Origin of the sequence: Dermacoccus nishinomiyaensis, from assembly GCF_900447535.1 — a bacterium.
Classification (GTDB): Bacteria; Actinomycetota; Actinomycetes; order Actinomycetales; family Dermatophilaceae; genus Dermacoccus; species Dermacoccus nishinomiyaensis.
Genome location: NZ_UFXX01000001.1, coordinates 50,530 through 74,785, shown reverse-complemented (window position 1 = coordinate 74,785; position 24,256 = coordinate 50,530). Strand labels below are relative to the sequence as shown.

26 protein-coding genes and 2 tRNA genes are annotated in these 24,256 nt (G+C 68.8%); 15 read left to right on the top strand and 13 right to left on the bottom strand.

All coding sequences use genetic code 11. The features are described 5' to 3' along the window. The first annotated feature begins 59 nt into the window (after positions 1 to 59). Positions 60 to 806: a YaaA family protein gene (locus DYE07_RS00530; protein ID WP_062257848.1), complete on the top strand. Its 747-nt coding sequence runs from the start codon at positions 60 to 62 to the stop codon at positions 804 to 806. A gap of 36 nt (positions 807 to 842) precedes the next feature. Continuing rightward, on the top strand, positions 843 to 1,961 hold the full coding sequence (locus tag DYE07_RS00525) for an ArsB/NhaD family transporter (protein WP_115296099.1): 1,119 nt from the start codon (positions 843 to 845) through the stop codon (positions 1,959 to 1,961). A gap of 67 nt (positions 1,962 to 2,028) precedes the next feature. Here the strand turns inward: DYE07_RS00525 and DYE07_RS00520 are convergent, their stop codons facing one another. The 7 genes from DYE07_RS00520 to DYE07_RS00490 all read right to left on the bottom strand — a co-directional run bounded on the left by DYE07_RS00520 (position 2,029) and on the right by DYE07_RS00490 (position 7,375). Then, a complete protein-coding gene (locus tag DYE07_RS00520; RefSeq protein ID WP_115296098.1) occupies positions 2,029 to 3,228 on the bottom strand; it encodes an O-succinylhomoserine sulfhydrylase in 1,200 nt (399 codons plus the stop codon). Positions 3,229 to 3,355: 127 nt separating this feature from the next. After that, positions 3,356 to 4,600 (bottom strand): bifunctional RNase H/acid phosphatase, encoded by a 1,245-nt coding sequence (locus DYE07_RS00515; RefSeq protein ID WP_115296097.1) that lies wholly within the window; start codon positions 4,598 to 4,600, stop codon positions 3,356 to 3,358. 96 nt (positions 4,601 to 4,696) lie between these two features. Then, positions 4,697 to 5,434, bottom strand: coding sequence for a zinc ribbon domain-containing protein (locus DYE07_RS00510; RefSeq protein WP_006944179.1), 738 nt, complete (start codon positions 5,432 to 5,434; stop codon positions 4,697 to 4,699). Beyond that, complete coding sequence (locus tag DYE07_RS00505) at positions 5,431 to 6,282, bottom strand: Nif3-like dinuclear metal center hexameric protein (RefSeq protein WP_115296096.1); 852 nt, start codon at positions 6,280 to 6,282, stop codon at positions 5,431 to 5,433. The genes DYE07_RS00510 and DYE07_RS00505 overlap by 4 nt, the downstream gene beginning before the upstream one ends. Position 6,283: 1 nt before the next feature. Further along, positions 6,284 to 6,356: transfer RNA gene (locus DYE07_RS00500), tRNA-Val, on the bottom strand. 103 nt (positions 6,357 to 6,459) lie between these two features. After that, complete coding sequence (locus tag DYE07_RS00495) at positions 6,460 to 6,921, bottom strand: peroxiredoxin (protein WP_038568635.1); 462 nt, start codon at positions 6,919 to 6,921, stop codon at positions 6,460 to 6,462. 34 nt (positions 6,922 to 6,955) lie between these two features. Beyond that, the gene (locus DYE07_RS00490) at positions 6,956 to 7,375 is read right to left on the bottom strand and encodes a DUF3052 domain-containing protein (RefSeq protein ID WP_006944308.1); all 420 of its coding nucleotides are present in this window, start codon (positions 7,373 to 7,375) and stop codon (positions 6,956 to 6,958) included. A gap of 299 nt (positions 7,376 to 7,674) precedes the next feature. On the opposite strand from DYE07_RS00490, the gene aceE reads away from it, so the two are divergent. From aceE to DYE07_RS00455, 7 genes are all read left to right on the top strand, one after another. Beyond that, the gene (aceE, locus tag DYE07_RS00485; RefSeq protein ID WP_115296095.1) at positions 7,675 to 10,437 is read left to right on the top strand and encodes a pyruvate dehydrogenase (acetyl-transferring), homodimeric type; all 2,763 of its coding nucleotides are present in this window, start codon (positions 7,675 to 7,677) and stop codon (positions 10,435 to 10,437) included. 307 nt (positions 10,438 to 10,744) lie between these two features. Next, positions 10,745 to 12,043: a PucR family transcriptional regulator gene (locus DYE07_RS00480; protein ID WP_074040720.1), complete on the top strand. Its 1,299-nt coding sequence runs from the start codon at positions 10,745 to 10,747 to the stop codon at positions 12,041 to 12,043. 84 nt (positions 12,044 to 12,127) lie between these two features. Beyond that, on the top strand, positions 12,128 to 13,306 hold the full coding sequence (locus tag DYE07_RS00475; protein WP_062257810.1) for an acyltransferase domain-containing protein: 1,179 nt from the start codon (positions 12,128 to 12,130) through the stop codon (positions 13,304 to 13,306). Next, on the top strand, positions 13,303 to 14,286 hold the full coding sequence (locus tag DYE07_RS00470) for a beta-ketoacyl-ACP synthase III (RefSeq protein ID WP_006944239.1): 984 nt from the start codon (positions 13,303 to 13,305) through the stop codon (positions 14,284 to 14,286). Before DYE07_RS00475 ends, DYE07_RS00470 begins: the two co-directional genes overlap by 4 nt. Before the next feature lie 116 nt (positions 14,287 to 14,402). Beyond that, positions 14,403 to 14,651 carry an acyl carrier protein gene (locus DYE07_RS00465; RefSeq protein ID WP_006944284.1) on the top strand — a complete coding sequence of 83 codons (249 nt, stop codon included), beginning with the start codon at positions 14,403 to 14,405 and terminating at the stop codon, positions 14,649 to 14,651. An 89-nt stretch (positions 14,652 to 14,740) separates the two neighbouring features. After that, the gene (gene fabF / locus DYE07_RS00460) at positions 14,741 to 15,994 is read left to right on the top strand and encodes a beta-ketoacyl-ACP synthase II (RefSeq protein WP_006944307.1); all 1,254 of its coding nucleotides are present in this window, start codon (positions 14,741 to 14,743) and stop codon (positions 15,992 to 15,994) included. Further along, positions 15,991 to 17,409, top strand: coding sequence for an acyl-CoA carboxylase subunit beta (locus DYE07_RS00455; RefSeq protein WP_006944206.1), 1,419 nt, complete (start codon positions 15,991 to 15,993; stop codon positions 17,407 to 17,409). Before fabF ends, DYE07_RS00455 begins: the two co-directional genes overlap by 4 nt. 74 nt (positions 17,410 to 17,483) lie before the next feature. On the opposite strand, the gene DYE07_RS00450 is transcribed toward DYE07_RS00455, so the two are convergent. The 3 genes from DYE07_RS00450 to DYE07_RS00440 all read right to left on the bottom strand — a co-directional run bounded on the left by DYE07_RS00450 (position 17,484) and on the right by DYE07_RS00440 (position 19,220). Further along, positions 17,484 to 17,993 (bottom strand): DUF3145 domain-containing protein, encoded by a 510-nt coding sequence (locus DYE07_RS00450; RefSeq protein ID WP_006944212.1) that lies wholly within the window; start codon positions 17,991 to 17,993, stop codon positions 17,484 to 17,486. A 218-nt stretch (positions 17,994 to 18,211) separates the two neighbouring features. Continuing rightward, the gene (locus DYE07_RS00445) at positions 18,212 to 19,027 is read right to left on the bottom strand and encodes a potassium channel family protein (RefSeq protein ID WP_051805963.1); all 816 of its coding nucleotides are present in this window, start codon (positions 19,025 to 19,027) and stop codon (positions 18,212 to 18,214) included. Between the two features lie 119 nt (positions 19,028 to 19,146). After that, positions 19,147 to 19,220 (bottom strand) — tRNA-Ile (locus DYE07_RS00440). 136 nt (positions 19,221 to 19,356) lie between these two features. On the opposite strand from DYE07_RS00440, the gene DYE07_RS00435 reads away from it, so the two are divergent. From DYE07_RS00435 to DYE07_RS00425, 3 genes are all read left to right on the top strand, one after another. Continuing rightward, positions 19,357 to 19,791 carry a hypothetical protein gene (locus DYE07_RS00435; protein ID WP_147286868.1) on the top strand — a complete coding sequence of 145 codons (435 nt, stop codon included), beginning with the start codon at positions 19,357 to 19,359 and terminating at the stop codon, positions 19,789 to 19,791. Then, positions 19,781 to 20,212 carry a hypothetical protein gene (locus DYE07_RS00430; RefSeq protein WP_115296059.1) on the top strand — a complete coding sequence of 144 codons (432 nt, stop codon included), beginning with the start codon at positions 19,781 to 19,783 and terminating at the stop codon, positions 20,210 to 20,212. The genes DYE07_RS00435 and DYE07_RS00430 overlap by 11 nt, the downstream gene beginning before the upstream one ends. A 79-nt stretch (positions 20,213 to 20,291) precedes the next feature. Next, positions 20,292 to 20,999, top strand: a complete 708-nt coding sequence (locus DYE07_RS00425) for an Ltp family lipoprotein (RefSeq protein ID WP_115296058.1) — start codon at positions 20,292 to 20,294, stop codon at positions 20,997 to 20,999. A 69-nt stretch (positions 21,000 to 21,068) separates the two neighbouring features. Here DYE07_RS00425 and DYE07_RS00420 read toward each other — a convergent pair whose 3' ends face one another. Both DYE07_RS00420 and DYE07_RS00415 read right to left on the bottom strand, forming a co-directional pair. Further along, positions 21,069 to 21,446 carry an ImmA/IrrE family metallo-endopeptidase gene (locus DYE07_RS00420; protein WP_202774997.1) on the bottom strand — a complete coding sequence of 126 codons (378 nt, stop codon included), beginning with the start codon at positions 21,444 to 21,446 and terminating at the stop codon, positions 21,069 to 21,071. Continuing rightward, complete coding sequence (locus DYE07_RS00415) at positions 21,443 to 21,838, bottom strand: helix-turn-helix domain-containing protein (protein WP_115296057.1); 396 nt, start codon at positions 21,836 to 21,838, stop codon at positions 21,443 to 21,445. The genes DYE07_RS00420 and DYE07_RS00415 overlap by 4 nt, the downstream gene beginning before the upstream one ends. 77 nt (positions 21,839 to 21,915) lie before the next feature. Here DYE07_RS00415 and DYE07_RS00410 point away from each other — a divergent pair, with 77 nt between their 5' ends. Next, entirely contained in the window at positions 21,916 to 22,158 is a 243-nt protein-coding gene (locus DYE07_RS00410) for a helix-turn-helix domain-containing protein (protein ID WP_202774998.1), read from the top strand. A 50-nt stretch (positions 22,159 to 22,208) separates the two neighbouring features. Here the strand turns inward: DYE07_RS00410 and DYE07_RS00405 are convergent, their stop codons facing one another. Next, positions 22,209 to 22,463: a hypothetical protein gene (locus DYE07_RS00405; RefSeq protein WP_218564385.1), complete on the bottom strand. Its 255-nt coding sequence runs from the start codon at positions 22,461 to 22,463 to the stop codon at positions 22,209 to 22,211. Positions 22,464 to 22,573: 110 nt separating this feature from the next. On the opposite strand from DYE07_RS00405, the gene DYE07_RS00400 reads away from it, so the two are divergent. Next, positions 22,574 to 23,392, top strand: a complete 819-nt coding sequence (locus DYE07_RS00400; RefSeq protein WP_115296054.1) for a ParB N-terminal domain-containing protein — start codon at positions 22,574 to 22,576, stop codon at positions 23,390 to 23,392. Positions 23,393 to 23,406: 14 nt separating this feature from the next. After that, positions 23,407 to 24,255 (top strand): hypothetical protein, encoded by an 849-nt coding sequence (locus DYE07_RS00395; protein ID WP_074040727.1) that lies wholly within the window; start codon positions 23,407 to 23,409, stop codon positions 24,253 to 24,255. Position 24,256 lies beyond the last annotated feature (1 nt).

Genomic DNA, 24,256 nt, shown 5'->3' with positions numbered 1-24,256 from the left:
GAAGGCGAGCGACTCAGCGCCGGCGGGTGACCGAGCGCCTCGCCCACTACCCTGTGCCGGTGATCATCCTTCTGCCGCCGTCGGAGACCAAAGCGACGCGTGCCCGCGGTCGCGCCATGAACCTCGACTCGCTGAGCAACCCCGAACTGAACGACGCGCGCCGCAATGTCATCAACGCCCTGACGGCGGTGAGCGCTCGCCCCGACGCTGCGTCCGCCCTCAACGTCTCCCCCAACCTCACCGACGACATCGCCCGCAACACGCGCCTGACGACGGCACCCGCCCTGCCCGCGTCGGGCCTCTACACCGGCGTGCTCTACGACGCGCTCGATCTCGCCTCGCTCACCGGGGCGGACAAGACACGTGCCGGGCGGCGCGTCGTCATCTCCTCCGCCCTCTACGGAGCCGTGCGTCTGCGCGATGCGGTCGCTCCATACCGGCTGTCGATGGCCGTCAACCTGCCGGGCATCGGCCCGCTCGCGAGCTTCTGGAAGCCACTGCTCGACGCGCCCTTGACCGAGGCCGCCGGGCGCGGCCTCGTCATCGACTGTCGATCATCGACGTACGCCGCGTCGTGGGCGCCATCCGGCGACCTTGCGAAACGCTGGGTGCACATCCGGGTGCCCGGGGCGACTCACATGGCGAAGCACACGCGTGGCCTCGTCACGCGCGCCCTCGTCACCGACCCGCGTGACCCGCGCACGCCGGCAGCCCTCGCCGAGCAGCTCGCCGAGACGTTCGACGTCGCCCTCACCGCGCCCAAGAGCGCGACGAAACCGTGGATCCTCGACGCCACGGCCCGATGACGACTGCCCACACCAGGTGCACGACGCGGTGTTCTCATGCATGAAGCGCTCGACTTGCTCGCCCGGGTGCCGGGCGTTCTCGCGTTTCTTCTGGCGCTGACGATCGTCGCCGAATGCTGCTCCGCCGCAGGCGTCTTCGACGACCTGGCCCGGCGTCTCGTCACTGTAGGGCGCGGTCACGTGCCCGCGACGTGGCTGCTGTTCCTGCTCACCACCGGCGTCGTCACCGCCCTGCTCGGCCTCGACACGACTGCCGTGCTCATGACGAGCGCGGCCGTCGTCGTCGCGCGTCGACTGCGGGCGCCGGTCGCGATGTTCGCCTTCCCGACGCTGTGGCTCGCGAACATGGCCTCGCTGTGGCTGCCCGTCTCCAATCTCACCAACCTGCTGGCGCGCGGGCACCTGGACACCACGAGCAGCCTCGGCTTCCTCGCGCTGGCGTGGCCCGTCGCACTGACGACGACGCTCGTGCCGCTCCTGTGCGCCGCCGTCATCTGGCGCCCCGCATTCCGGCCATTCGACTGGCACGATCGCCCCGGGCGGCAATCACCGTGCACCACGGCGCCCGATGACACATCGGCGTCAGCACCACTGCCGCAGCAAAGATCCGCGCGTCGAAGCGTCGCCGTCATCACCCTGCTCATGTGCGCGGCGATCTTCGTCGTCGAACCGTGGATGACGGCCGGCGTCGCGGCGCTGTGCTGCGTCCTCGCTCTCGCACTGCTCACCCCTGAGCGTCTCCGCGAGATCACCCTGCCGTGGCGCAGCCTGCTCATCACGACGGCCCTGTTCGTCGCCGTCGCGGTGCTGCATGGGTCCGGCGCGCTCGACCCGCTCGTCCGGACGCTCGACGACGCGCCCGCCTGGGCCCTCACGCTCAGTGGCGCGGGCCTCGCCAACGCGACGAACAACCTGCCCGCCTACCTCGCCCTCGAACCCGCCGCCCACGACGCGACGCGTGTGCTCGCCCTGCTCATCGGCGTCAACGTCGCAAGTGGGCTGACGTGGTGGGGGTCGGTGGCGACGCTGCTGTGGCGCGAGCGCCTGCGCCGCGAGGGCGTCACCGTGTCCTGGCGCCGTCACCTGCTGCTCACCGGATCGACGACGTTCATCACGACCGCCGCGGCTCTTGCCGTCCTCGCCCTGACGCGATGAGCTACTGGTCCGTAGCTGCTTGACCTGCTGGCCCCAAAAGCATGACGCATGGCGCCGGCGACCCCCGTCAGCCGAGAGCGACCTGCAGCGCCTGACGGACGTCGTCGACCAGATCACCCGCATCCTCGAGCCCGACCGACAGGCGCAGAGTGCCGTCCGTGATGCCGATCGCGGCCCGCGCGTCGGCACTCATCCGACGATGCGTCGTCGTCGCGGGGTGGGTGATCATCGACTTCGAATCGCCGAGATTGTTGGAGATGTCGACGATGCGCAGCGCGTTCATCAGGGCAAATGCCTCCGCCTTGTCACCGTCGATCTGGAACGTCACGACCGAGCCGCCACCGCTCATCTGCCGTTTCGCGAGCTCGTGCTGCGGGTGCGAGACGAGGAACGGATGCACGACACGTGACACCTTCGGATGCGCCTCGAGCACCTCGGCCAGCTTCAGCGCTGTCGCCGCCTGCGCCTCGACGCGTAGCCGCAGCGTCTCCAGGCCCTTGAGCAGCACCCACGCGTTGAACGCCGACATCGTCGGGCCGGTGTGGCGCACGAGGTTCTGCACCGGCCCGTCGATGAACTCGCGCCTGCCGAGGATGGCGCCACCGAGCACGCGTCCCTGCCCGTCGATGTGCTTGGTCGCGGAGTAGACGACGACGTCGGCGCCGTGGTCGAGCGGCCGGCTGAACACAGGCGTGCCGAAGACGTTGTCGACGACGACCTGCGCCCCGGCCGCATGGGCGAGGTCGCTGACGGCGCGCATGTCGACGAGTTCCTGCATCGGGTTGCTCGGCGACTCGAAGAACACCGCCGTCGTCGGCTGCGACAGCGCCTGGCGCCACTGCTCGAGGTCAGGCCCGTCGACGAAGACCGTCTCGACGCCCCAGCGCGGCAGGATCTCGTCGAGGATGACGAAGCACGAGCCGAACAACCCGCGTGAGGCGACGACGCGGTCGCCCGCCCCCAGCAGCGCGGCCAGGGCCGTGAACACCGCCGACATGCCGGACGCCGTCGCCGTGCACGCCTCGGCTCCCTCGAGAGCGGCGAGCCGCTCCTGCAGCATCGCCGTTGTCGGGTTGCCGTATCGGCTGTAGACGAACCGGTCGCTCTCACCCGAGAACGCGGCCTCGGCGGCCTCGGCGGAGTCGTAGACGAACCCCGACGTCAGGTACAGCGCCTCCGCCGTCTCCTCGAAACCGCTGCGCGCGAGGCCGCTGCGCACCGCGAGGGTGTCGGGTCGCCAGTCTTCTTGCCCGCGCTGAATATCCATAACTGCAACTTATGGATCTTCGGCGCCGCTCGCCACACAGGATGGATGATCGTCCGCGCACCGGACGACCCGCCTTGGACGCCGGCGCACGCCCCTTGACGCCTGCATCGGAGGCTCTGAGGCTCTGTCAGCCCCGCAGGTGATGCGTGTCGTTCGTGAACGCGACCTGCGCGTTGCCGTCGCGCCACACCTCGATGCCGGTCAGCGACGCCGGGGCCGCCGCAACGCGCCACGCGCCGTCCATGCTCAGATCGAGCACCTTGGCGAGCACCGACATGATGACGATGCGGTGCGTCACGATGATGACGACACCGCCGCGTTCCACCGCCCGACCGAGGGCTGCAGCGACGCGCTCGTCGAGCTCGTCGCGCGTCTCGCCGCCCGGCGCGCGGTGAGTCGGTTCGTGACGCAGCTTCGACAGTCCCGCCGCGTCCTTGGCGCGGATCTCCTTGAACGACAACCCGTCCCACTCGCCGAAGGCCTGCTCGTCCCAGTCGGCGTCGACCCGCGGCGTCACCCCGAGACGTTCGGCGATCAGCGTGCCTGTCTCGACCCCACGGGCGAGCGACGACGTCACGACGTGCACGTCGCTGTCACCGACGAGCCCGTCGAGCGCGCCCGCGACGCGGCGTGCCTGATCGCGACCCTCGGTGCTGAGCGACGGGTCCGCGCCACCGCGACCGTCGAGCAGCCCCCTCGTCGTGAAGTCGGTGACGCCGTGGCGCACGAGGACGATGCGCGTCGGCCGTCCGAGATCCGCCGGCCCCCTCGGCTTCTCGTCGGGCTCAACGACGGCCTCGCCGCCCACTTCGCCCCCACCGTTCGGGTCGCCCGCACCCGCGCCCGCGCTACTGGCGCCGTCCACGTCAGCACCAGCACCGTCAGTGCGCTCGCCACCACCACCCTGCGACGCGCGCTCGACGTCGTCACCCCATGTGTCGCGTCGCACGGTGACGCCGTCCATGCCGTCGTTGGACAGCTTGTCGGCGTCCTTGTTCTTGGCACGCGGGATCCACTCGTACGTGACGGCGCCGCCCGCGCTCGAGATCTCCGCCGCGAGCGCCTGGGCCTCGGCGGCGAGGCGTTTCATGTCCTCATGCTTGATCTTCCAGCGGCCCGACATCTGCTCGACGACGAGCTTCGAATCCATCCGCACCGTCACGGCAGCGCCCGGGGCATGATCGACGACGGCCCGCAGCCCCTCGATGAGGCCGGTGTACTCGGCGACGTTGTTCGACTCCTTGCCGAGCGGCGCGGCGCGTTCGGCGAGCAGCGCACCGGTGTCCGCGTCGCGCACGAGGCTGCCGTACCCGGCGACGCCGGGGTTGCCGCGCGAACCGCCGTCAGCTTCGACGATGAGACGTCGCGTCATGATGAATCTCCTTCGCCCACAGGCATTTCGGACGACGAACAGCGCCCGGCGCCGTCACCGCGAGGCGACGCGCCGAGCGCTGTACTCTCTGCCCGGTCAGAGGTCGGATTCGGCCGTGCGCACGAGGATGCGTCCGCACTCGTCGCAGTAGACGACCTGGTCGGCGGCGCTCGAGCGAATGCGCTGCAGATCCGAGTGGTTGAGTTCGAGGCCGCAACCGAGGCAGCGACGACCGTGCAGCGCCGCCGCGGCGACACCGCTGCGGGCCCGGATGCCGTCGTATTCCGCGAGCAGGTCGGCGGCGAACGACGGGGCCATGTCGTCGCGCTTGCGCTGCACCTCGGCGCGCTCGGTCTCGAGCTCCTTGGCTGCCTCGCCCATCTCCGCCTTGAGCTGCTTGACCTTGGCCTCGGCCTCGTCAGCGACCGTCGTGAACGCGGTCAGCCGCTCGCGCAGGCCCTCGGCGCGCTCCATGATCTCGAGCTCGGCGTCCTCGAGGACGACCTGACGGCGAGCGAGCGTGTCCGTCTCGTGCTGCAGCGCCTGCAGATCCTTCGCGCTGCCCTCACCCGAGGCGAGGCGCTTCTCGTTGCGGGCCATGCGGTCGCGCACCTGCTGCACGTCGGCCTCGCTGCGCGCGATCTCACGCTCGACGTCCATGACGGCCGTCTGCGCGAGAATCATCTCCTCCGTCGCGGTGTCCGCCTTCTTCGTCAGCTCCGCGAGCTCCTTCGCCTGCGGCAGGTTCGCGAGACGGTGATCGATCTGGTCGAGGCGGGTGTCGAGCTTCTGCAGGTCGAGCAGCCTCCACTGCTGCTGAAGTTCTGCCTTCACTGCATCTCTCCTTCATTGGTGGGCACGAGGAAATTCCAGGGGTCGGTGCACGTCGTCGAGACGTGCACCTCGATGTCGCCGCCGCTCTCGCGCACGGCCTTCACGAGACGCTCGCAGGCGTGCTGCAGCCACAACCATTCGGTAGCCCAGTGTCCGGCGTCGACGAGGAACATCGGCGCCGCCGGGTCGTCCTCCTCGCGCGCCTCGATGGCGGGATGATGACGCAGGTCGGCGGTGACGTAGACGTCCGCCCCCGCGCGTCGTGCCGCGCCGAACTCGCCGTCACCGGCGCCGCCGAGCACCGCGACGCGCTGGACGCTCGCCTCGGCCTCTCCGCTGACGCGCAGGCCGACGGGGGCGGGTGGTAGCGCCGCGGCGAGGCTTTCGCAGAAGGCGCGCAGCGTCATGCTCTGAGGCAGCTCACCGACGCGGCCCAGCGGCTGCCCCTCGCTCTCGACCAGGGGTTCGACGTCCTGCAGGCCGCATGCGGCCGCGAGCGCGTCGTTGACGCCGGGTGTGGCCACGTCGGCGTTCGTATGCGCCGCGTACAGGGCGACGTCGCCGACGACGAGCGCTGTCACCGCGCGCCCCTTGCCTGACGTCGTCGCGACCGACTTGACCCCACGCATGAGTAGCGGGTGATGCGTGACGAGCAGGTCGTAACCGCCGGTGACGGCTTCGTCGATGACGCTCATCGCCGGGTCGACGGCGAACAGGACACGTTCGATCGGCTGCTCCGGGTCGCCGGTGACGAGGCCGACGGCATCCCACGACTGAGCCGTCGACGGCGGGTAGAAGCCGTCGAGGATTCGCGTGACGTCCGCGAGGGTCGTGGTGGAGTTGTTCATGTGGGCCCCGCCGGGATCGAACCGACGACCGACGCGGTGTAAACGCGTTGCTCTACCAGCTGAGCTAGAGGCCCTGAGCGCGCGCCGAGACGGCGCGGATGCAGCTGAATCCTACCCGCCGCGTGGCCACGTCGAGTTCGGCGTCATCGAGGGGCGGCGCCACGACGCCGCGCCGCGTCACAGGTTCTCGGCCACCTCGAGGGCGGGCGAGAAGTCGCGCGCCTCGCCGGGGCCGTTGATGAGCGACCAGAGCACCGTCATCGACGCGTCGATGAGGAAGGTGCCGCGCACGGCGAACCCGCGCTCGTCGTCGAAGACGCCGTAGGCGCGCGCGATCGCGCCGTGCGGCCAGAAGTCGCTGAGCAGTGGGAAGTCGAAGCCCTCGGCGTCCGCCCACGCGCGCTGCGTGAACATCGCATCGCAGCTGATGCCGACGACCTGCATCGCGTCACCGTCGTAGCGGGGCAGGTTGTCGCGGATGTGGCACAGCTCCCCCGTGCAGATGCCGGAGAACGCGAAGGGGTAGAAGACGAGCAGCGTCGGGCGCTCGGCGACGAGGCCGGACAATGTCACGTCCTCACCGAACTGGTTCCTGAGCGTGAAATCGGGCGCCGCAGCACCCACCTCGAGACCGCTCATGTCACTCCCTCTTCGTCTCGTGCGGCGGCCGCGCTCAGCGCTGCTTCGCCGCGCCACCCTGGACGAGCTTCGTGCCGATCCAGTCGTCGCCGACCTTGAAGGTCGAGCTGGCCTTGAGACCGGCGGTCGTCGCAGCTTCCTGCACGTCCGCGGCGTCGATCGCAAGATCCGAGCCGGCCTTCGGCGTCATGAGGAGGACGAACCCCTTGTCCTCCAGCGTGGCGAGCGCGTCGACGACGTCGTCGGTGAGGTCGCCGTCGCCGTCACGGAACCACACGAGGACGGAGTCGACGACGCCGTCGTACGTCTCGTCCTCGATCTCGGAGCCGACGATCTCCTCAATGGCTTCGCGCCACGACTCGTCGACGTCGTCGTCCCAACCGATCTCCATGACGATGTCGTCCGCGGAGAAGCCGATCTTGGCCGCCGGATGTGCCCCTGCGGTCTGGTTCACGTGCTGTGCTCACTTTCTGTTCTGGACGCTGCGACCACGCCGGGTGGATGCAGCCTTGTTCGAAGGGTAGTCCACAAGGTTGTCTCGCGCATTGCAAGAAGGCGCCCTCATGACGACCGTCTCGTGGGCCCGGTCGCCCTGGCCTGATGAGCCTCGAAACCCCTCGTCCCGCCCGCCAAACCGAGTACCCACGAGTAACCCCGTCCCGGTTTCGCGCAGGGTGCTCACGGGGGGCAGGATGGGAGCATGTGGCGCGTGCCAGGTAGCGCCGACGCAGTGGACGAGAGGACGTGACCTAAGTGTCGCTTGAGGAAGCCGGCCCGATCCTGAATGGCATTCCCAGTCAGTTGCCGGACATCGATCCCGACGAGACGCAGGAGTGGCTCGACTCGCTCGACGGCCTCGTCGACGAAGCCGGACGCAACCGTGCCCGCTACGTCATGCTCAAGCTGCTGGAGCGCGCCCGCGAGCAGCAGATCGGCGTGCCGTCGCTGACTGCGACCGACTACATCAACACGATCGGCCCCGAGGCCGAGCCGTGGTTCCCCGGCGATGAGGAGATGGAGCGCAAGTACCGCGCCTGGATCCGCTGGAACGCCGCCGTCATGGTGCACCGCGCGCAACGCCCCGACATCGGCGTGGGCGGCCACATCTCGACGTACGCCTCCGCCGCGACGCTCTACGAGGTCGGCTTCAACCACTTCTTCCGCGGCAAGGACCACCCGGGCGGCGGTGACCAGGTCTTCATCCAGGGCCACGCCTCCCCCGGCATCTACTCGCGCGCCTACCTCGAGGGCCGCCTGACCGAGGAGCAGCTCGACGGCTTCCGTCAGGAGAAGAGCCACTTCATCGACGGTGAGTCCGCCGGCCTGCCGAGCTACCCGCACCCGCGCAACATGCCGGAGTTCTGGGAGTTCCCGACCGTCTCCATGGGCATCGGCCCGATGAACGCCATCTACCAGGCGATGGTCAACCGCTACCTCAACGACCGCGGCCTCAAGGACACGTCCGACCAGCACGTCTGGGCCTTCCTCGGTGACGGCGAGATGGACGAGGTCGAGTCGCGTGGCGCCCTGCAGTGGGCCGCCAACGAGGGCCTCGACAACCTCACGTTCGTCGTCAACTGCAACCTGCAGCGTCTCGACGGCCCCGTGCGCGGCAACGGCAAGATCGTGCAGGAGCTCGAGGCATTCTTCCGCGGCGCCGGCTGGAACGTCATCAAGGTGCTGTGGGGCCGCGGCTGGGATCCTCTGCTCGCCCAGGATCGTGACGGTGCGCTCGTGAACATCATGAACAAGACGCGTGACGGCGACTACCAGACGATCCGCGCCAATGACGGTGCCTACGTCCGCGAGTACTTCTTCGGTCAGGACCCGCGCACGGCGAAGATGGTCGAGAACTGGTCCGACGACGACCTGTGGTGGAAGCTCAAGCGAGGTGGCCACGACTACCGCAAGGTGTACGCCGCCTACAAGGCTGCGATGGAGCACACGGGCCAGCCGACGGTCATCCTCGCGCACACCATCAAGGGCTACAGCCTCGGCACGCACTTCGCGGGCCGCAACGCGACGCACCAGATGAAGAAGATGACGCTCGAGGACCTCAAGCAGTTCCGCGACTCGCTCGACATCCCGATCAGCGACGAGCAGCTCGAGAAGGACCCGTACCGTCCGCCGTACTACCACCCCGGCAACGACGACCCGGCGATCAAGTACCTGCTCGAGCGTCGCGCGAAGCTCGGCGGTGGGCTGCCGTCGCGCAAGGGCCGCAGCTCGCAGCTGCCGTTGCCCGGTGACGAGGCGTACAAGATCGCGAAGAAGGGCTCCGGCAAGCAGGAGGTCGCGACGACGATGGCGTTCGTCCGCATCCTCAAGGAGCTGATGCGCGACAAGGAGTTCGGCAAGCACATCGTGCCGATCATCCCCGACGAGGCGCGCACGTTCGGCATGGACGCGTTCTTCCCGACGGCGAAGATCTACAACCCGCACGGGCAGCACTACCGCTCCGTCGATGCCGAGCTCATGCTCGCGTACAAGGAGAGCCCGCAGGGCCAGCTGTTGCACCTCGGCATCAACGAGGCCGGCTCCGTCGCGGCGTTCACCGCCGTCGGCGCCGCGTACGAGACGAACGACATCCCGATGGTGCCGGTCTACGTCTTCTACTCGATGTTCGGCTTCCAGCGCACTGGTGACTCGATCTGGGCGGCCGCCGACCAGATGGCCAAGGGTTTCCTCATCGGCGCCACCGCGGGCCGTACGACGCTGACGGGTGAGGGTCTGCAGCACGCCGACGGTCACAGCCACGTGCTCGCCGCGACGAACCCCGCCATCCGCTCCTACGACCCGGCCTACGGCTACGAGATCGCGCACATCGTGCAGGACGGCCTGGAGAAGATGTACGGCGAGAACGCCGAGAACGTCATCTACTACCTGACCGTCTACAACGAGCCGATCGTGCAGCCGGCCGAGCCCGAGAACGTCGACGTCGAAGGTATCAAGCGCGGCATCTACAAGCTCAAGGACGGCTCGTTCGACGGCCTCGGCGACGACGCGCGCCGCGTGCAGCTGCTCGCCTCCGGCGTCGGAGTCGCCTGGGCCCTCGAGGCACAGGAACTACTCAAGGAGGACTGGGGCGTCGTCGCCGACGTCTGGTCCGTGACGTCGTGGAACGAATTGCGCCGTGACGGCCTCGAGGCCGACGAGCACAACTTCCTCCACCCCGAGGACGAGCGCCGCGAGCCGTTCATCACGTCGCGCCTCAAGGACGCACCCGGTCCCGTCATCGCGACGAGCGACTCGATGCGCCAGGTGCACGACCAGATCCGCCAGTACGTGCCCGGCGAATTCCACTCGCTGGGCGCCGACGGATTCGGCTTCTCCGACACGCGAGCTGCAGCACGACGCTTCCTCCACATCGACGGCCCGTCGATGGCGGTGCGCGCCCTGCAGTCGCTCGCCGACCGCGGCGAACTCGACCCGTCGATCCCGCGTCAGGCAGCCGAGAAGTACGAGCTGCTCAACGTCAAGGCCGGCACCTCCGGCAACGCCGGCGGAGAAGCCTGACGGGCAATGCGAACAGCGACGGGCAGAACTGGGCGACGGTTCTGCCCGTCGGGCTTCTGCGCCAAATGGTGCGCGGAGAAGCCTGACGATTCCCTCGCGGCGTCTTCCATCGGTCCGGAGTCGCAAGCTCTCCCGGCCCGAGGTGCGACACCGCCACGGGGGCGCGTCCACGTCCCCTGCATCGCACGTTGGCCGTGCGCACTCACCGTCCGTGAGTGCGCACGGCTTCGTGCTTTCCGGGGTCGGTCGGCCGACCGGTGTCGTTGCTACTCGTGGGTTCCCACAAGGCTCGGTTACGGTGACGGGCATGGCGGAACCCAGGGTGCCCTCGCGTGAATCTCTGACGGCGATGCGCCGCGGCGTCGGGGCGATGGCGACGTCGGCCGCGGCGCGCGTCGAAGCCGACCACGCCTGGTTCGCCGCGCTCAGCGCCGAGGATCGCAGCTGGATCGGCGTCATCGCGCACGGCGGCATCACGTCGTTCCTGTCGTGGCTCGAGAACCCGCACGTCGAAGGCGCCGGCGCCATCGACGTGTTCGCCGACGCACCAAGCGAACTGACGCGCAGTATCAGCCTCGAACAGACCCTCGACCTGCTGCGCACCGTCATCGAGATCGTCGAGGACGAAGCACCCGCCCTCGCGCGGGCCGACGAACGCGCGGCCGTGCGCGAAGCTGTCCTGCGCTACTCCCGTGAGGTCGCGTTCGGCGCCGCCCACGTCTACGCGCGCGCCGCGGAATCGCGCGGCGCGTGGGATGCACGCCTCGAGTCGCTCGTCGTCGACGCCGTCGTGCGCGGCGAACCCGACGAGACGCTCGGCTCCCGCGTCAATGCCCTCGGCTGGGCCGAGGTGCGCGGCGTCACCGTCGTCGTCGGCGCGAGCCCTCTCGGCAGCCAGACGAGCGTCGTCGACCCACTACGACGCGCCGCGCGTCATGCCGGGCTCGAGATCCTCGTCTCCGTCGAAGGACGGCGGATGATCGCCGTCGTCGGCGGGCTCGACGCGGCCACCCTCGCGACGCCACGCAGCGGCACATCGTCAGGCAATGCAGCAAGCACGTCGTCTCAGGCCGCCCCGCACGCCGACCCGCTCGCCGCGGCGCGACTGCTCGCCGACCACTTCGGCGACGGCCCCCTCGTGTGCGGGCCCCGCGTGCCGCACCTCTATGCGGCGGGCCGCTCTGCACGGGACGCGCTGCGCGGCTACGACGCCGCGCCGGCGGCCACCTCCTGCCGCCGCCCGGTGCACAGCGACGACCTGCTCGCCGCACGCGCCGTCTCCGGTGACGACAAGGCACGCCGCGCGCTCGCCGCACGGGTGACGGCCGCGCTCCAGCCCGATTCGGTCATGCGCGAGACGGCGCGCGCCTACATCCGTCTCGGCTCGCTGGAGGCCACGGCGCGCGAGTTGTTCGTCCATGCGAACACCGTGCGCTACCGCCTGGGGCGCACCCACGACCTCACCGGTTACGACCTCACCTGCCCCGAGGACGCCTTCGCCATCCGACTGGGCCTCATGTACGCCGACCTCGACGCAGCTCGGTCCCGCCCGCGCACCCGGCCGGACGCCTCCCGCGCCGCACGGGAGCAACCCAGCCAGGTGTGATTGGAGGTTTCCTACAAATCACACCGGCGAAGTTCGTCGGCCCGCTCGTCGCCTCGCCCACCACCTCCAGGGCAAGGTTGAGGGGTGCTAGCGATCGTGTGCCCCGGACAGGGCTCTCAGACCCCCGGTTTCCTCCGCCCTTGGCTCGAGCTGCCAGAGTTTCACTCCCGCATGGCGTGGCTGTCGGCCTGCGCCGGGATGGATCTCGTCCACCTCGGCACCGAGGGTGACGCGGAGACCATCAAGGACACCGCCGTCGCACAGCCCCTCATCGTCGGGAGCGGCCTCGTCTCGATGCTCGCGCTGTTCGCCCACCCCGTCGACGGATTCCGTTCCGTCGGTGTCGGCGCCGGCCACAGCGTCGGTGAGATCACTGCCGCGGCCTCGGCCGGCGTCCTGAGCGCCGAGCAGGCCATGGTCTTCGTCCGCGAGCGCGGTGCGGGCATGGCGCAGGCCTCGGCCGTCACGCCGACCGGCATGGCCGCCGTCGTCGGCGGCGAGGCGAAGGACGTCGTCAGCCACCTCGAAGCCCTCGGCCTCACGCCGGCCAACATGAACGGTTCCGGTCAGATCGTCGCGGCCGGCACCCTCGAGCAGATCGAGCGGCTCAAGGCCGAGCCGCCGGCGAAGGCACGCGTGATCCCGCTCCAGGTCGCGGGTGCCTTCCACACCGAGCACATGACGCCGGCCGTGGAGCGGCTCAGTGTCTTCGCGCGGGCCATCTCGACGCACGACCCTCGCATCCCCCTCGTGTCGAACAAGGACGGGCTCGTCGTCCACGACGGCACGCGGGTGCTGCGCCGCCTCGTCAGCCAGGTGAGCAACCCGGTGCGCTGGGATCTGACGATGGAGACGTTCAAGGCGATGGGCGTGACGGGCCTCATCGAGGTGCCGCCGGCCGGCACCCTGACGGGCCTCGCCAAGCGTGCCCTGCCTGGTGTCGAGACCCTGGCGCTCAAGACCCCCGACGACCTCGACGCGGCGCACCGCATGGTGCGCGAGCACGGCCAGGTCGACACCGATCTCGAACCCGCGTGGCGACTCGTCATCGCGCCGGCCAAGGGGACGATCGAGCGCGCGCCCCTCGACGAGGGCGACACCATCACCCCCGGCGAGACGATCGGACAGGTCGTCACGGCGCGCGACGCGTACAACGTCGTCGCGCCGCACGGCGGGCGCATCATCGAGTGGCTCGTCAGTGAGGGCGACCCTGTCTCTCCCGGCCAGCCCCTCGTGCGTCTTCATCCGAAGGAGGCGCAGTGAAGGCCCTCGCGCAGCGCACCGGCGCGCAGTACACCCGCATCCTCGGTTTCGGCGGTTACCGCCCGCAGCGGCTCGTGCCGAACAGCGAGATCGTCGAGGCCATCGACTCCTCCGACGAGTGGATCCAGGAGCGCTCCGGTGTCCGCACGCGTCATTTCGCGCGCGACGACGAGACGATGCTCGACATGGCCGAGTCGGCGGCGCGCGACGCGATCGCACGCTCCGGTGTCGACCCGGCGACGATCGACGGCGTCATCCTCGGCTCGGTCACGCACGACATGTTCACGCCCGCCGCTGCGCCGATGCTCGCGGATCGACTGGGGCTGGACTCCCCCGTCGCGTTCGACCTGTCCGCCGCCTGCGCCGGGTACTGCCACGGCATCGGTGTCGCCTCCGACCTCGTGCGGGCCGGTAGCGCGAGCACTGTCCTCGTCCTCGGCGCCGAGCGCCTGACGTCCGTGCTCGATCCGAGCGACCGCGGCACCGCCTTCATCTTCGGTGACGGCGCGGGCGCGGCGATCGTCGGCGCGAGCGACCACGTCGGCATCGGCCCGACGATCTGGGGCAGTGACGGAGCGGCGTGGGAGGCCATCCGCCCCAACGTGCTCGAGGACGGCTCGCCCGGCCCGACGATCACGATGCAAGGTCAGAGCGTCTTCCGCTGGGCGGTGTGGAGCATGGCTCCCGTCGCGCTGCGCGCCATCGACGCCGCGGGCCTGAGCGTCGACGACATCGACGTGTTCATCCCGCATCAGGCGAACGTCCGCATCATCGACGCCATGGCCAAGCAGATGAAGCTACCCGAACGCGTCGTCATCGCGCGCGACATCGTCGACACGGCCAACACGTCCGCCGCGTCGGTGCCGCTCGCCGCCGAACGACTCGTGCGCGAGGGGCAGGCCAAGAGCGGCGATCTCGCGCTGCAGATCGGTTTCGGCGCGGGCCTCGCCTACGCGGCGCAGGTCGTCGAGATCCCCTGAGCCGCACCGCGACTCAGCATTCAGCTCCCGCGCCTCGGCGGGCCATCCGGGGCAAGGAAAGAACCGCAGACGGAGTCGATCGACGAACGGTCGACGTCACGACAAGGAGAAACACCATGGCTGCTTCCGAGCAGGAGATCCTCGCCGGCCTCGCCGAGATCGTCAACGAGGAGACCGGCATCGACGCCGCCTCCGTGCAGAGCGACAAGTCGTTCACCGACGACCTCGACATCGACTCGCTGTCGATGATGACGATCGTCGTCAACGCCGAGGAGAAGTTCGGCGTCCGCATCCCCGACGAAGAGGTCAAGAACCTCGTCACCGTCGGCGACGCCGTCAGCTACATCAAGAACGCCCAGGCCTGAACGGCCCCCGTCGACGCGCCGCCCCGGCACCTCGCCCGCCCGGGCGGCGCGTCGCACCCCATTCTTTCGTGCCCCACCAAGGAGCCAGCATGACCCCGAACCGCGACGCCCGCATCGTCGTCACCGGCATCGGTGCGACGACCCCGCTCGGCGGCACCGCACCCGAGACGTGGGACGCCCTGCTCGCCGGTCGTTCCGGTGCTCGCGCGCTGCCCGCCGAATGGCTGGAGCAGTTCGAGCTGCCCGTGACGTTCGCCGCGTCCATCGCCCAGGACCCGGCCGAGGTGCTGACGAAGGTCGAGACGCGCCGCATGGACCGCAGCGCCCAGTACGCGCTCATCGCAGGGCGCGAGGCGTGGGCAGACGCGGGCAGCCCCGAGGTGGAGCCGGAGCGACTCGCAGTCGCGTTCGGCACCGGCATCGGCGGGGTGACGACGCTGCTCGACCAGTGGGATGTCATGCGCGAGAAGGGCCCGCGTCGCGTGTACCCGCTGACGGTGCCGATGCTCATGCCCAACACCTCTGCGGGCAACCTGTCGCTCGAGTTCGGTGCGCGCGCAGGCGCCCACACGACCGTCTCCGCGTGCGCCTCCGGCGCCGAGGCGATGGGTCTCGCGATCGACATCATCCGCTCGGGCCGCGCCGACGTCGTCATCGCCGGCGGCACCGAGGCGCCGATGCACCCGCTGCCGTTCGCCGGGTTCGCGGCGATGAAGGCCCTCTCGACGCGCAACGACGACCCGCAGGCCGCCTCCCGCCCGTACGACACTGGCCGTGACGGCTTCGTCATGGGCGAGGGTGCTGCGGTCGTCGTGCTCGAGTCCGAGGAGCACGCGAAGGCGCGCGGCACGCGGATCTACGCCGAGCTCGCGAGCATCGGCATGTCCGCCGACGCCCACCACATCACCGCGCCCGAACCCGAGGGTGCCGGTGCCAAGCGGGCGATGCGTCAGGCCGTCGATGCCGCCGGTCTGACGCCCGCCGACATCTGCCACATCAACGCCCACGCAACCTCGACGCCCGTCGGTGACGTCGCCGAGGCGAACGCGATCCGCGCCGCGTTCGGCGCCGACGCCGACCACATGGCGGTGGCCGCGACGAAGTCGATGACGGGTCACCTGCTCGGCGCTGCGGGCGCGCTGGAGGCCGTCATCACGGTGCTGTCGGTGCACCACCGCCTCGTTCCGGCGGCCATCAACATCGACGACCTCGACCCCGCCATCGACCTCGACGTCGTGCGCAGCGAGGCCCGCACGCTGCCCGAGGGCGACATCGCGGCCCTCAACAACTCGTTCGGCTTCGGCGGCCACAACGTCGCCCTCACGATTCGGAGCGCCTCATGAACGCCCTCACCGCCACCGCGCCGGCCGAGGCCGACGTCGACCCGCGCGACCCGTATCGCCGCCTCGAGAACTTCCTCGACGCCGGCAGCGTCGACGTCATCGCCGAGGTCGAGCGCTCCGGCTTCGTCTCCGCTCGCGGCACCGCCGACGGCACGCCCGTCGTCGTGTTCTGCTCCGACGCGCGGGTGCAGGGCGGCGCGATGGGTGTCGAGGGGTGCAAGGCGATCGTCGAGGCCTACGAGATCGCCCTCGCCGAGAACCTGCCCGTCATCGGGCTGTGGCACTCCGGCGGTGCGCGACTGGCCGAGGGCGTCGTCAGCCTGCATGCCGTCGGCGAGGTGTTCGCCATCATGACGCGGGCGTCGGGCAAGATCCCGCAGATCTCCGTGGTCATCGGCGCCGCCGCCGGTGGTGCCGCCTACGGGCCGGCGCTGACGGACGTGGTCATCATGGCCGATCAGGGCCGCATCTTCGTGACGGGCCCCGACGTCGTGCGCTCGGTGACGGGCGAGAACGTCGACGCCGCACGCCTCGGCGGGCCCGAACCGCACGGTCGACGCTCGGGCGTGGTCCACGTCGTCACGGCCACAGAGGATGAGGCCTTCGAGCGAGGCCGTCTGCTCGCCTCGCTCATGGCGAATCAGGGCGAGTTCGACCTCGGATCGCTCGAAGAGCGCGACCTCGGCGCCACGTTCCCCGAGAACCCGAAGCGCGCCTACGACGTGCACCCCCTCGTCGACGACCTGTTCGACGATGCGGGTGAGCAGGTCGAGCTGCACGCGAAGTGGGCGCCCAACATCGTCACCTCGCTCGGGCGCCTCGGCGGGCGCACCGTCGGCGTCATCGCGAACAACCCGATGCGTCTCGGCGGGTGCCTCGACTCCCCCGCCGCGGAGAAGACGTCCCGTTTCGTGCGCATGTGCGACGCGTTCGGCATCCCCCTCGTCGTGCTCGTCGACGTCCCCGGCTACCTGCCTGGCGTCGGTCAGGAGTGGGACGGCGTGGTGCGCCGCGGCGCGAAGCTGCTGCACGCGTTCGCCGAGGCGGTCGTGCCGCGCGTGACGCTCGTGACGCGCAAGACGTACGGCGGCGCGTACATCGCGATGAACAGCCGCTCCCTCGGCGCGACGCGCGTGTTCGCGTGGCCGAGCGCGGAGGTCGCCGTCATGGGTCACGTCGCTGCCGTGCGCATCCTGCACCGTCGCCGGCTCGCGGAGGTCGACGAGGCCGCGCGTCCCCGGGTCGAGGAGGAACTAGCCGCCGAGCATGCCGTGCTCGCGGGTGGACTGGAACGCGCCCAGGAGATCGGTGTCGTCGACGAGGTCGTCGAGCCGGCCGAGACGCGCGGAGCGCTCGCTTCGGCACTGGCCGCCGCACCCGCGCGTCGCGGGCAGCACGGCAACATCCCACTGTGATCTGACGCCCACCCGGCATGACGAAGGCCGCTTGCTCCCCCAGAGAGCAAGCGGCCTTCGACGTGTGTGGTGCGTCAGCCGACGCGGTGCAGCCAGCGCACGGGAGCGCCGTCGCCGGCGTAGCGGAAGGGCTCGAGCTCCTGGTCCCAGGCGGTGCCGAGCAGCTCGGCCATCTCGGCCCGGAACTCCTCAGGGTCGCCCTGGCTCGCGACGAGGGCGCTGCGCAGGCGGTCCTCGCTGACGACGGCGTCGCCGCTCGCCGACGTCCACGTGTGGTGGATGCCGAGGTTCGGGGTGTGCGACCAGCGTGAGCCGTCGTTGCCGGGTGAGGGTTCTTCGGTGACTTCGTAGCGCACGTGATCCCAGCCGCGCAGCGCGCTCGCGAGCTTTGCGCCGCTGCCTGGTTCGCCGCTCCAGCTGAACTCGCTGCGCACGAGGCCCGGCGCGACGGGCTGCTGCGTCCACTCGAGGTTGACGTCGGCGCCGAGGACGCTCTCGAGCGCCCACTCGATGTGAGGGCACAGCGCAGCGGGGGTGGAGTGCACGAAAACCACCCCGCGCGTCATGACGCGAGTCATCGACATCCGAACCTCCTGGTGTTCGCGAGGGACGTCTTCCCCAACGACCTCAGCCACACCCAGGAATCCGATGATGTGTGCCGCCATTCTGCACGATGGCGACGCTGCAGGCCAGCACCCGTGCGGCGTGGCGAAGAATCAACCTGTCACTCTGGCGCATGCGGTGCTCACCCCGTGGGAGCGACACGCCCGCGTGTCCTGGCGAGCTGTCTCGCAGTGCCCGCTCAGAGGATGTCGTCGCTCTCGGGCGCTGCGGCCCGGTGCGACGCCGTCCGGCCCCGTAGTTCCGCGACGTCGGCGCGCAGGGCTCGGATCTCATGGGTGAGTGCTTCGACCTCGTCGCGCATGCGGTCGTCGGCGGCGACCTCGCCGTCCTCCTCGCGGACGCGATCGAGGATCCATGACGCCACCGAACCCGTGACGACACTGAACAGCGCGATGCCGCTGAACATGAGGCAGGCGGCGACGACACGTCCGCTCGGTGTCACGGGGTGGTGCTCGCCGTAGCCGACCGTCGTGATCGTCGTCGTCGCCCACCACAGGGCGTCGCCGAAGGTGTGGATGTTGGCGCCCGGCGCCTTGCGTTCGGCGTCGAGGACGGCGAGTGCGCCGAGCAACAGCACCGTCAGCGTCGCGAACCCGAGGTAGGCGACGATGCGGCCGCGCAGGGTGCGTCCGAGGCGCTTGTCGAGCAGCCGCAGCAGGGCGATGAGCTGCATCGTGCGCAGCGGTTGCAGCGCGGGCAGGACGAGGACGAGCACGTCAAGCCCGGAGTGGCGCAGGAAGCCGCGACGGTCGCGGGAGAGGTGGAGGCGCGCGAAGTAGTCACCGACGAACGCGAGGTAGGTGATGACGTTGAGTGCATGGAACGTCAGGATGACATCGGTCGGCAGGCTCGGCCGGAGAATGGGTGCGGCATACGAGGCGATGAAGACGAGCGCCAGGATGCCGAGAGGGACGCGCGTCGTCTCCTGCCACTTCTCCCGCGCGCCTTCACCGGATGATGCCGGGCCGGTGCTCACCCACGGCGCGTTGCTCATGCGCCCATCGTAGCGAGGCGCGCCCTCGCGCACCGACGGCCGCCGACATACGCCCTGCGAGAAGGCGGCTCGCCTCGAGATGACGACGTCCTCGGCGTGACGGCGTGACGACGTCCGAGTAGGGCGGGCGGGGCTTGAACCCGCGACCCAGGGATTATGAGTCCCCTGCTCTGACCAGCTGAGCTACCGCCCCTTACGTTGCGAGACAACGGAATTCGCCTCACCAACTACGCCTGTAGCGTACCGCTGTTGTCTATCTGTTGGTCTTTACGCGGAACGCTATGCGGCGTTATGCAGAGAATCGTACTGCAGGGACGTAGAGTGGTTTGGTGCAGAAGCCAGGGAAGTCAGGCCGCAACCGGGGCCTCGTCAAGATGGACGGGACCCCAGAACCGAAGCCATACCGACGCCCCCCGACTGCCGACCCTGGCCAGGACAGGAAGGTCAACTACGGCCTGGGCTGGGAGATCACCATCCGTATCTGGCGCTACAACGGCCGACTGGTGGACTACGCCATCAACCAGCACTGCGAAGGCGACGACACTGGCGCCAAGGTGAAGGACATCGCCCGGATCGATTGCTGTCACCATCACATCCACGAACACCAGTTCTTCAAGAACGGCAACCCGCAGTGCTACGTCAACATCAAAGAGCTTGAGCAGTCGACGGCGTGGACTACGATGCAAGAAGAACTCAAGGTCTCCCAAGAGCACATGCTCGACAAATGGGATTGGCACCAAGAGAGGTGGGAACGTGGCTACTGAACGAACAACTCTGACCGAAGAACGCCGCGCGACAGCCCGCGCCGTCGCCGACGCCCTCGCCTTCGGATCGCCAGCCCTGACGGACTTCGTCGAAGAGCGCATGGACGCAGGCGACCCCATCATCGCCGTCGAGTACGAAACCCCGGCACGCGAAGTTCGCGAGATCCTCCACCACTACTACATGCTGGGTCAGATCCACACTGTCATCCTCATGCGCAAGGGGGACGAACTGGAGTCCATGCTGTCCTCTTACGACGGCATCGACCGCCCCGTGCAGGTGCGCGGCTCGGAGATCCACGACGACAGCCCGATCGGAATGGTCTTCGAGGCGCTGGAGATGTCAGTTCGCGCCCAGCGCGCCATCCCAGCCCACATGCGACGCCGCGTAGGCGTACGCGAGTACGCGATGTCGATGGCGTGACAGCCACACGAAAACCCCCGAGCCAACTTGGCCGGGGGTTTTCGCTTTCCGGGGCTCGCGGAGGCCCTACCCTGAGCACATGAAGAAGCTCGCCGCGCTCGCAGCCCTGCCCCTGTTCGCCCTCACCGCCTGCTCGAGCGGATCGAGTGACGCGACCAAGACCGTCACCGTCAGCGCGACACCGTCAGGCGCCGCATCCCCGAGTGATACGCCATCGAGCGCAACGAACACACCGACCGATGCTGCGGACGACACCACCGCAACCACCGAGACGGACGATTCGGCGGAAACGCAAACCGCAACGAGCGACGCCACCGAAGCCGCGAGCACGAGCGACTACCCGACCAGCGACACCGCCGACACGCCAGGAACCGAAGCGGCGGACACGACGACAAGCGACGGCCCCACCGACGAAGCCACAAGCGAATCCCCCGCCGATACCCCAGCCACAACCGCCGAAACGCCAGCGGCCGGCGGACAAGTCGACTCCGCGATATCGTCCGCGCGCAGCTACCTCGCCTACTCGGCGTTCTCCAAGCAGGGGTTGATCGATCAACTCTCGTCACCCTACGGCGAGAAGTACCCACTGTCGGTCGCCACCCAGGCCGTCAACTCGCTGACGGACGTTGACTGGAACGAGCAGGCCGTTAAGTCCGCCCAGAGCTATCTCAAGACGCAGGCCTTCTCGTGCGCCGGGCTGACCGATCAGCTCTCGTCGGCCTATGGCGAGAAGTTCACGCCCGCCCAGGCTGCGTACGGCGCTTCACAGACGTCGGCCTGCAAGTAACCGCCAATCATCAGCGCCCCCGCCATCTCGGTGGGGGCGCTTTCGTGTCTCCATGTCCCTATCGCAACGTCATGCGGCCTTGTGGCACATCCTCCACGCGACGACCATGACGAGCGTGACGTCGAGTTCCTTCGCCAAGGCGCGCGGGTCGTGACCGACGATGCGCTCGGCGCGACGGTAGGCGTCCTCGCTGATCAGTAGCTTCGCCGCGTACATGTTCGCGCTGCGCTCCTGCGCCAGGTAGTCATCGTCCGGCTCATGGTGGAGCGCGGCGTGCCCGAGCTCGTGCGCGAGGCTGCATCGCGTGACACAGTCGCCGCGCCCGTCGGCCATGCGGATGACGCGCCGCGCGTGGTCATACTCGGCCGGCACCGGCAGGTCGCGCCCCCACTCGACGTGTACCCCCATCGCCTCGGCAAGCAGCACCAACTCGGCGATCTCGATCACGGTTCCTCCTGGCGTCCCTCGACCTCTTCGTCTGCGCCGACGTTCGAGTCGGCAACGGCCCTGAGGTTACGAGGCGGCACCGACAACCCCGCCTTGTCGCGGCGAGCGGCGAGCTCGTCGGTGCGCTGCCGCGTGAGGCGTGCGCGCTCCGCCACCTCCTCCAGCATGCTCAGGCCGGACGTGAAGCCCAGGAGGCTTGAGATGCTGTCCAGCTCGTCAAGCGTCCATGAACGCTTACCGTTGACGCGCTCGGACACGTACGCCTGAGTGCGCTCCAGCCGCTCGGCCACTTCGCGCTGCTTCACGTCGCGCTCCCGCAGCATCCCCGCGATGAAGCGGCTGATCTGCCTGGAGAACTGGCCCTGCGCGCGCATCTGCTCGTTTTTCACCATGCGATAAGAGTAGCACCATCACGACGTTTTTTATCGCGCACGTTGCTCCGTCATCGCATATGCGTTACTGTCATGCCATGGAAACAACACGGATGATGTTTGCCCGGGCAGTCAATGTCCGCCTCGAACAGATCGGACTCAGCAAGGGAGAGTTCGCAGCCAAGCTCGGCATCAGCCAGGCCACCCTCTCCAACCGTCTCGCCGGCCGCCGTCGCCTCGACACCGACCACATGGACTCGATGGCGCAGGCCCTCGGCTTCAAAGACGCGTTTGCCTTTATCGCATATGCGAAGAGTCTCGACGAAATGGCAGCGGCATGACCGCCCAGCCCCAGCGCGACGGCCAGGACCGGGCGGTCACCGGACGACTACTACCTCGCTGCCGAGCGCGCCTTCTCAATGCGGTCGCGAAGGTCATCTGGGACATCACCGTCGAACTCGAACATCAACGCCGTACTGCTCGGGATCAAGAAGTAGGTCACGCCATCCCCCCCTTCGTTCGCCCATCCGAAGTTCGCCTCCCCGTCTTCGGCGAACTGCGTCCTGGTCTGGACAAGCATGTCGGCGAGTTCCGCGTCGGTTTTGAAGTTCAGGACGACGGGGCCGCCGGGGGTAAGGAACTGCATGCGAGCCATAAGGGCTCCTCCATTTCTTCAGGTGGTGGAACTCCTGAAGGTAGCGGAGCGGGAGCCGCTTCGGGCGGCTCCCGCGACGCAACACCGGGCGGTGACGCCTGATGCTGTACCAGTTCCTCCCCCGCCTCTCGGACGACGAATACACGTCGCTCGAGAAGTCGATCCGCGAGCACGGCATTCAGGTGCCGATCGTTGTCGACGAGAACGGCTCGGTCATCGACGGGCACCACCGCAAGGAGATCGCCGACCGCCTCGGTCTGCCGTGCCCTCGCAACACGGCACGCGACCTCGACGAGACGGGCAAGCGCACCCTCGCCTGCAGCCTCAACCTCGACCGGCGCCACCTCAACCGCGAGCAGAAGCGCGAAGTCATCGCGAAGTCACTGATGGCTGACCCGCAGCTCTCCGACCGGCAGCACGCCGAACGCGTCGGCGCGAGCCCGACGACGGTGGGCAACCTGCGGTCGACGCTCGAGGAAATGGGTGAACTGTCCAAGTTGGACAGTCGCCTCTCCGCCGATGGACGCGAGCGCCCCGCGACACGGCCCACCCCAGCCGCCGACTACGTCACCGACCAGGCCGCCGACTACGTCACCGACCAGGCCGACCTCGACACCGCGCTCGCGGACGCCGGGTTCGATACGCCGGACGCAGACTCGCCCCCAGCCCACTCGGCTTCCAGCCCCAACGGCAAGCAGTACACGCGCCCCGAACCGCAGACGCCGCGCCGCGCGCCCCTACCCGACGCATTCTGGCGCGCAACCTACGACCTCACAAAGGTCACCGAACGACTCGGACGCCTCACCCAAGACGACCGATTCCCCCAGAACGCGGAAAAGGTCGCCACAGCGAACCGCAGCGACCTTCTCCGAGCAAGCGACCTGCTCCACCAGGTCATCGATTCCATCCCTGAAATCTGAAAGGCAGTCTACCCATGTCCAGCTACGCCATGAACCCCGTCACCTGGAAGCGCGCCAAAGTCATCGGCCCCCAGCAAGGCTTCATCGTCGCCACACCCGACTGGGCGCAAAGCGTCCTCGACCACCGCAACAACAACAACCGCAACATGAGCGAGCGCCACATCAACCGACTCGCCCGCGACATGAGCAACGGCACGTTCGTCTACAACGGCGACAACATCCGCTTCGCCGCCGACGGAACACTCCTCGACGGACAACACCGCCTCGCCGCGATCGTCAAATCCGGCATCAGCCTCGACCTCGGCATCGTGTGGAACCTGCCCAACTCCACCCAGGACACCATGGACGACGGCCGCAAACGCACCATGGCGAACGTCCTCGAACTGTCCGGGGAAGGCTACAAGGCAAAGACGACCGCCAGCATCCTGCGACGCGCCGTCATGCTCGAACGCGGCAACCTGCACAACAACAGCTTCGCGCCCACCAAACGCGAAATGCAGGCCTACCTCGAAGCGCACCCCGAGGTGAAGGACTCCGCCGCCATGGCCGAGCACGTGCGCAACGGTCACGGCGTGCGCTGCGCCGCCTCAACCCTCGGCCTCGCGCACTACATGTTCTCGCAGAAAAGCCGCAAGGACGCAGACCTGTTCTTCCAGCTCCTACGCACCGGAGCAGGCCTCGACGCGGGCGACCCGATCCTCGTCCTGCGCAACCGACTGTCCGTCGAAGGATCGACGCGCCTGTCCGGTGAGCAGCGCGAAGTCCTCGCCTGGTTCATCAAGGCATGGAACGCGTGGCGCCAGGGCAAGAAGATCAAGATCCTGCGCCACAAGTCCGGCGAAGCATTCCCCGAGGCGATCTGAC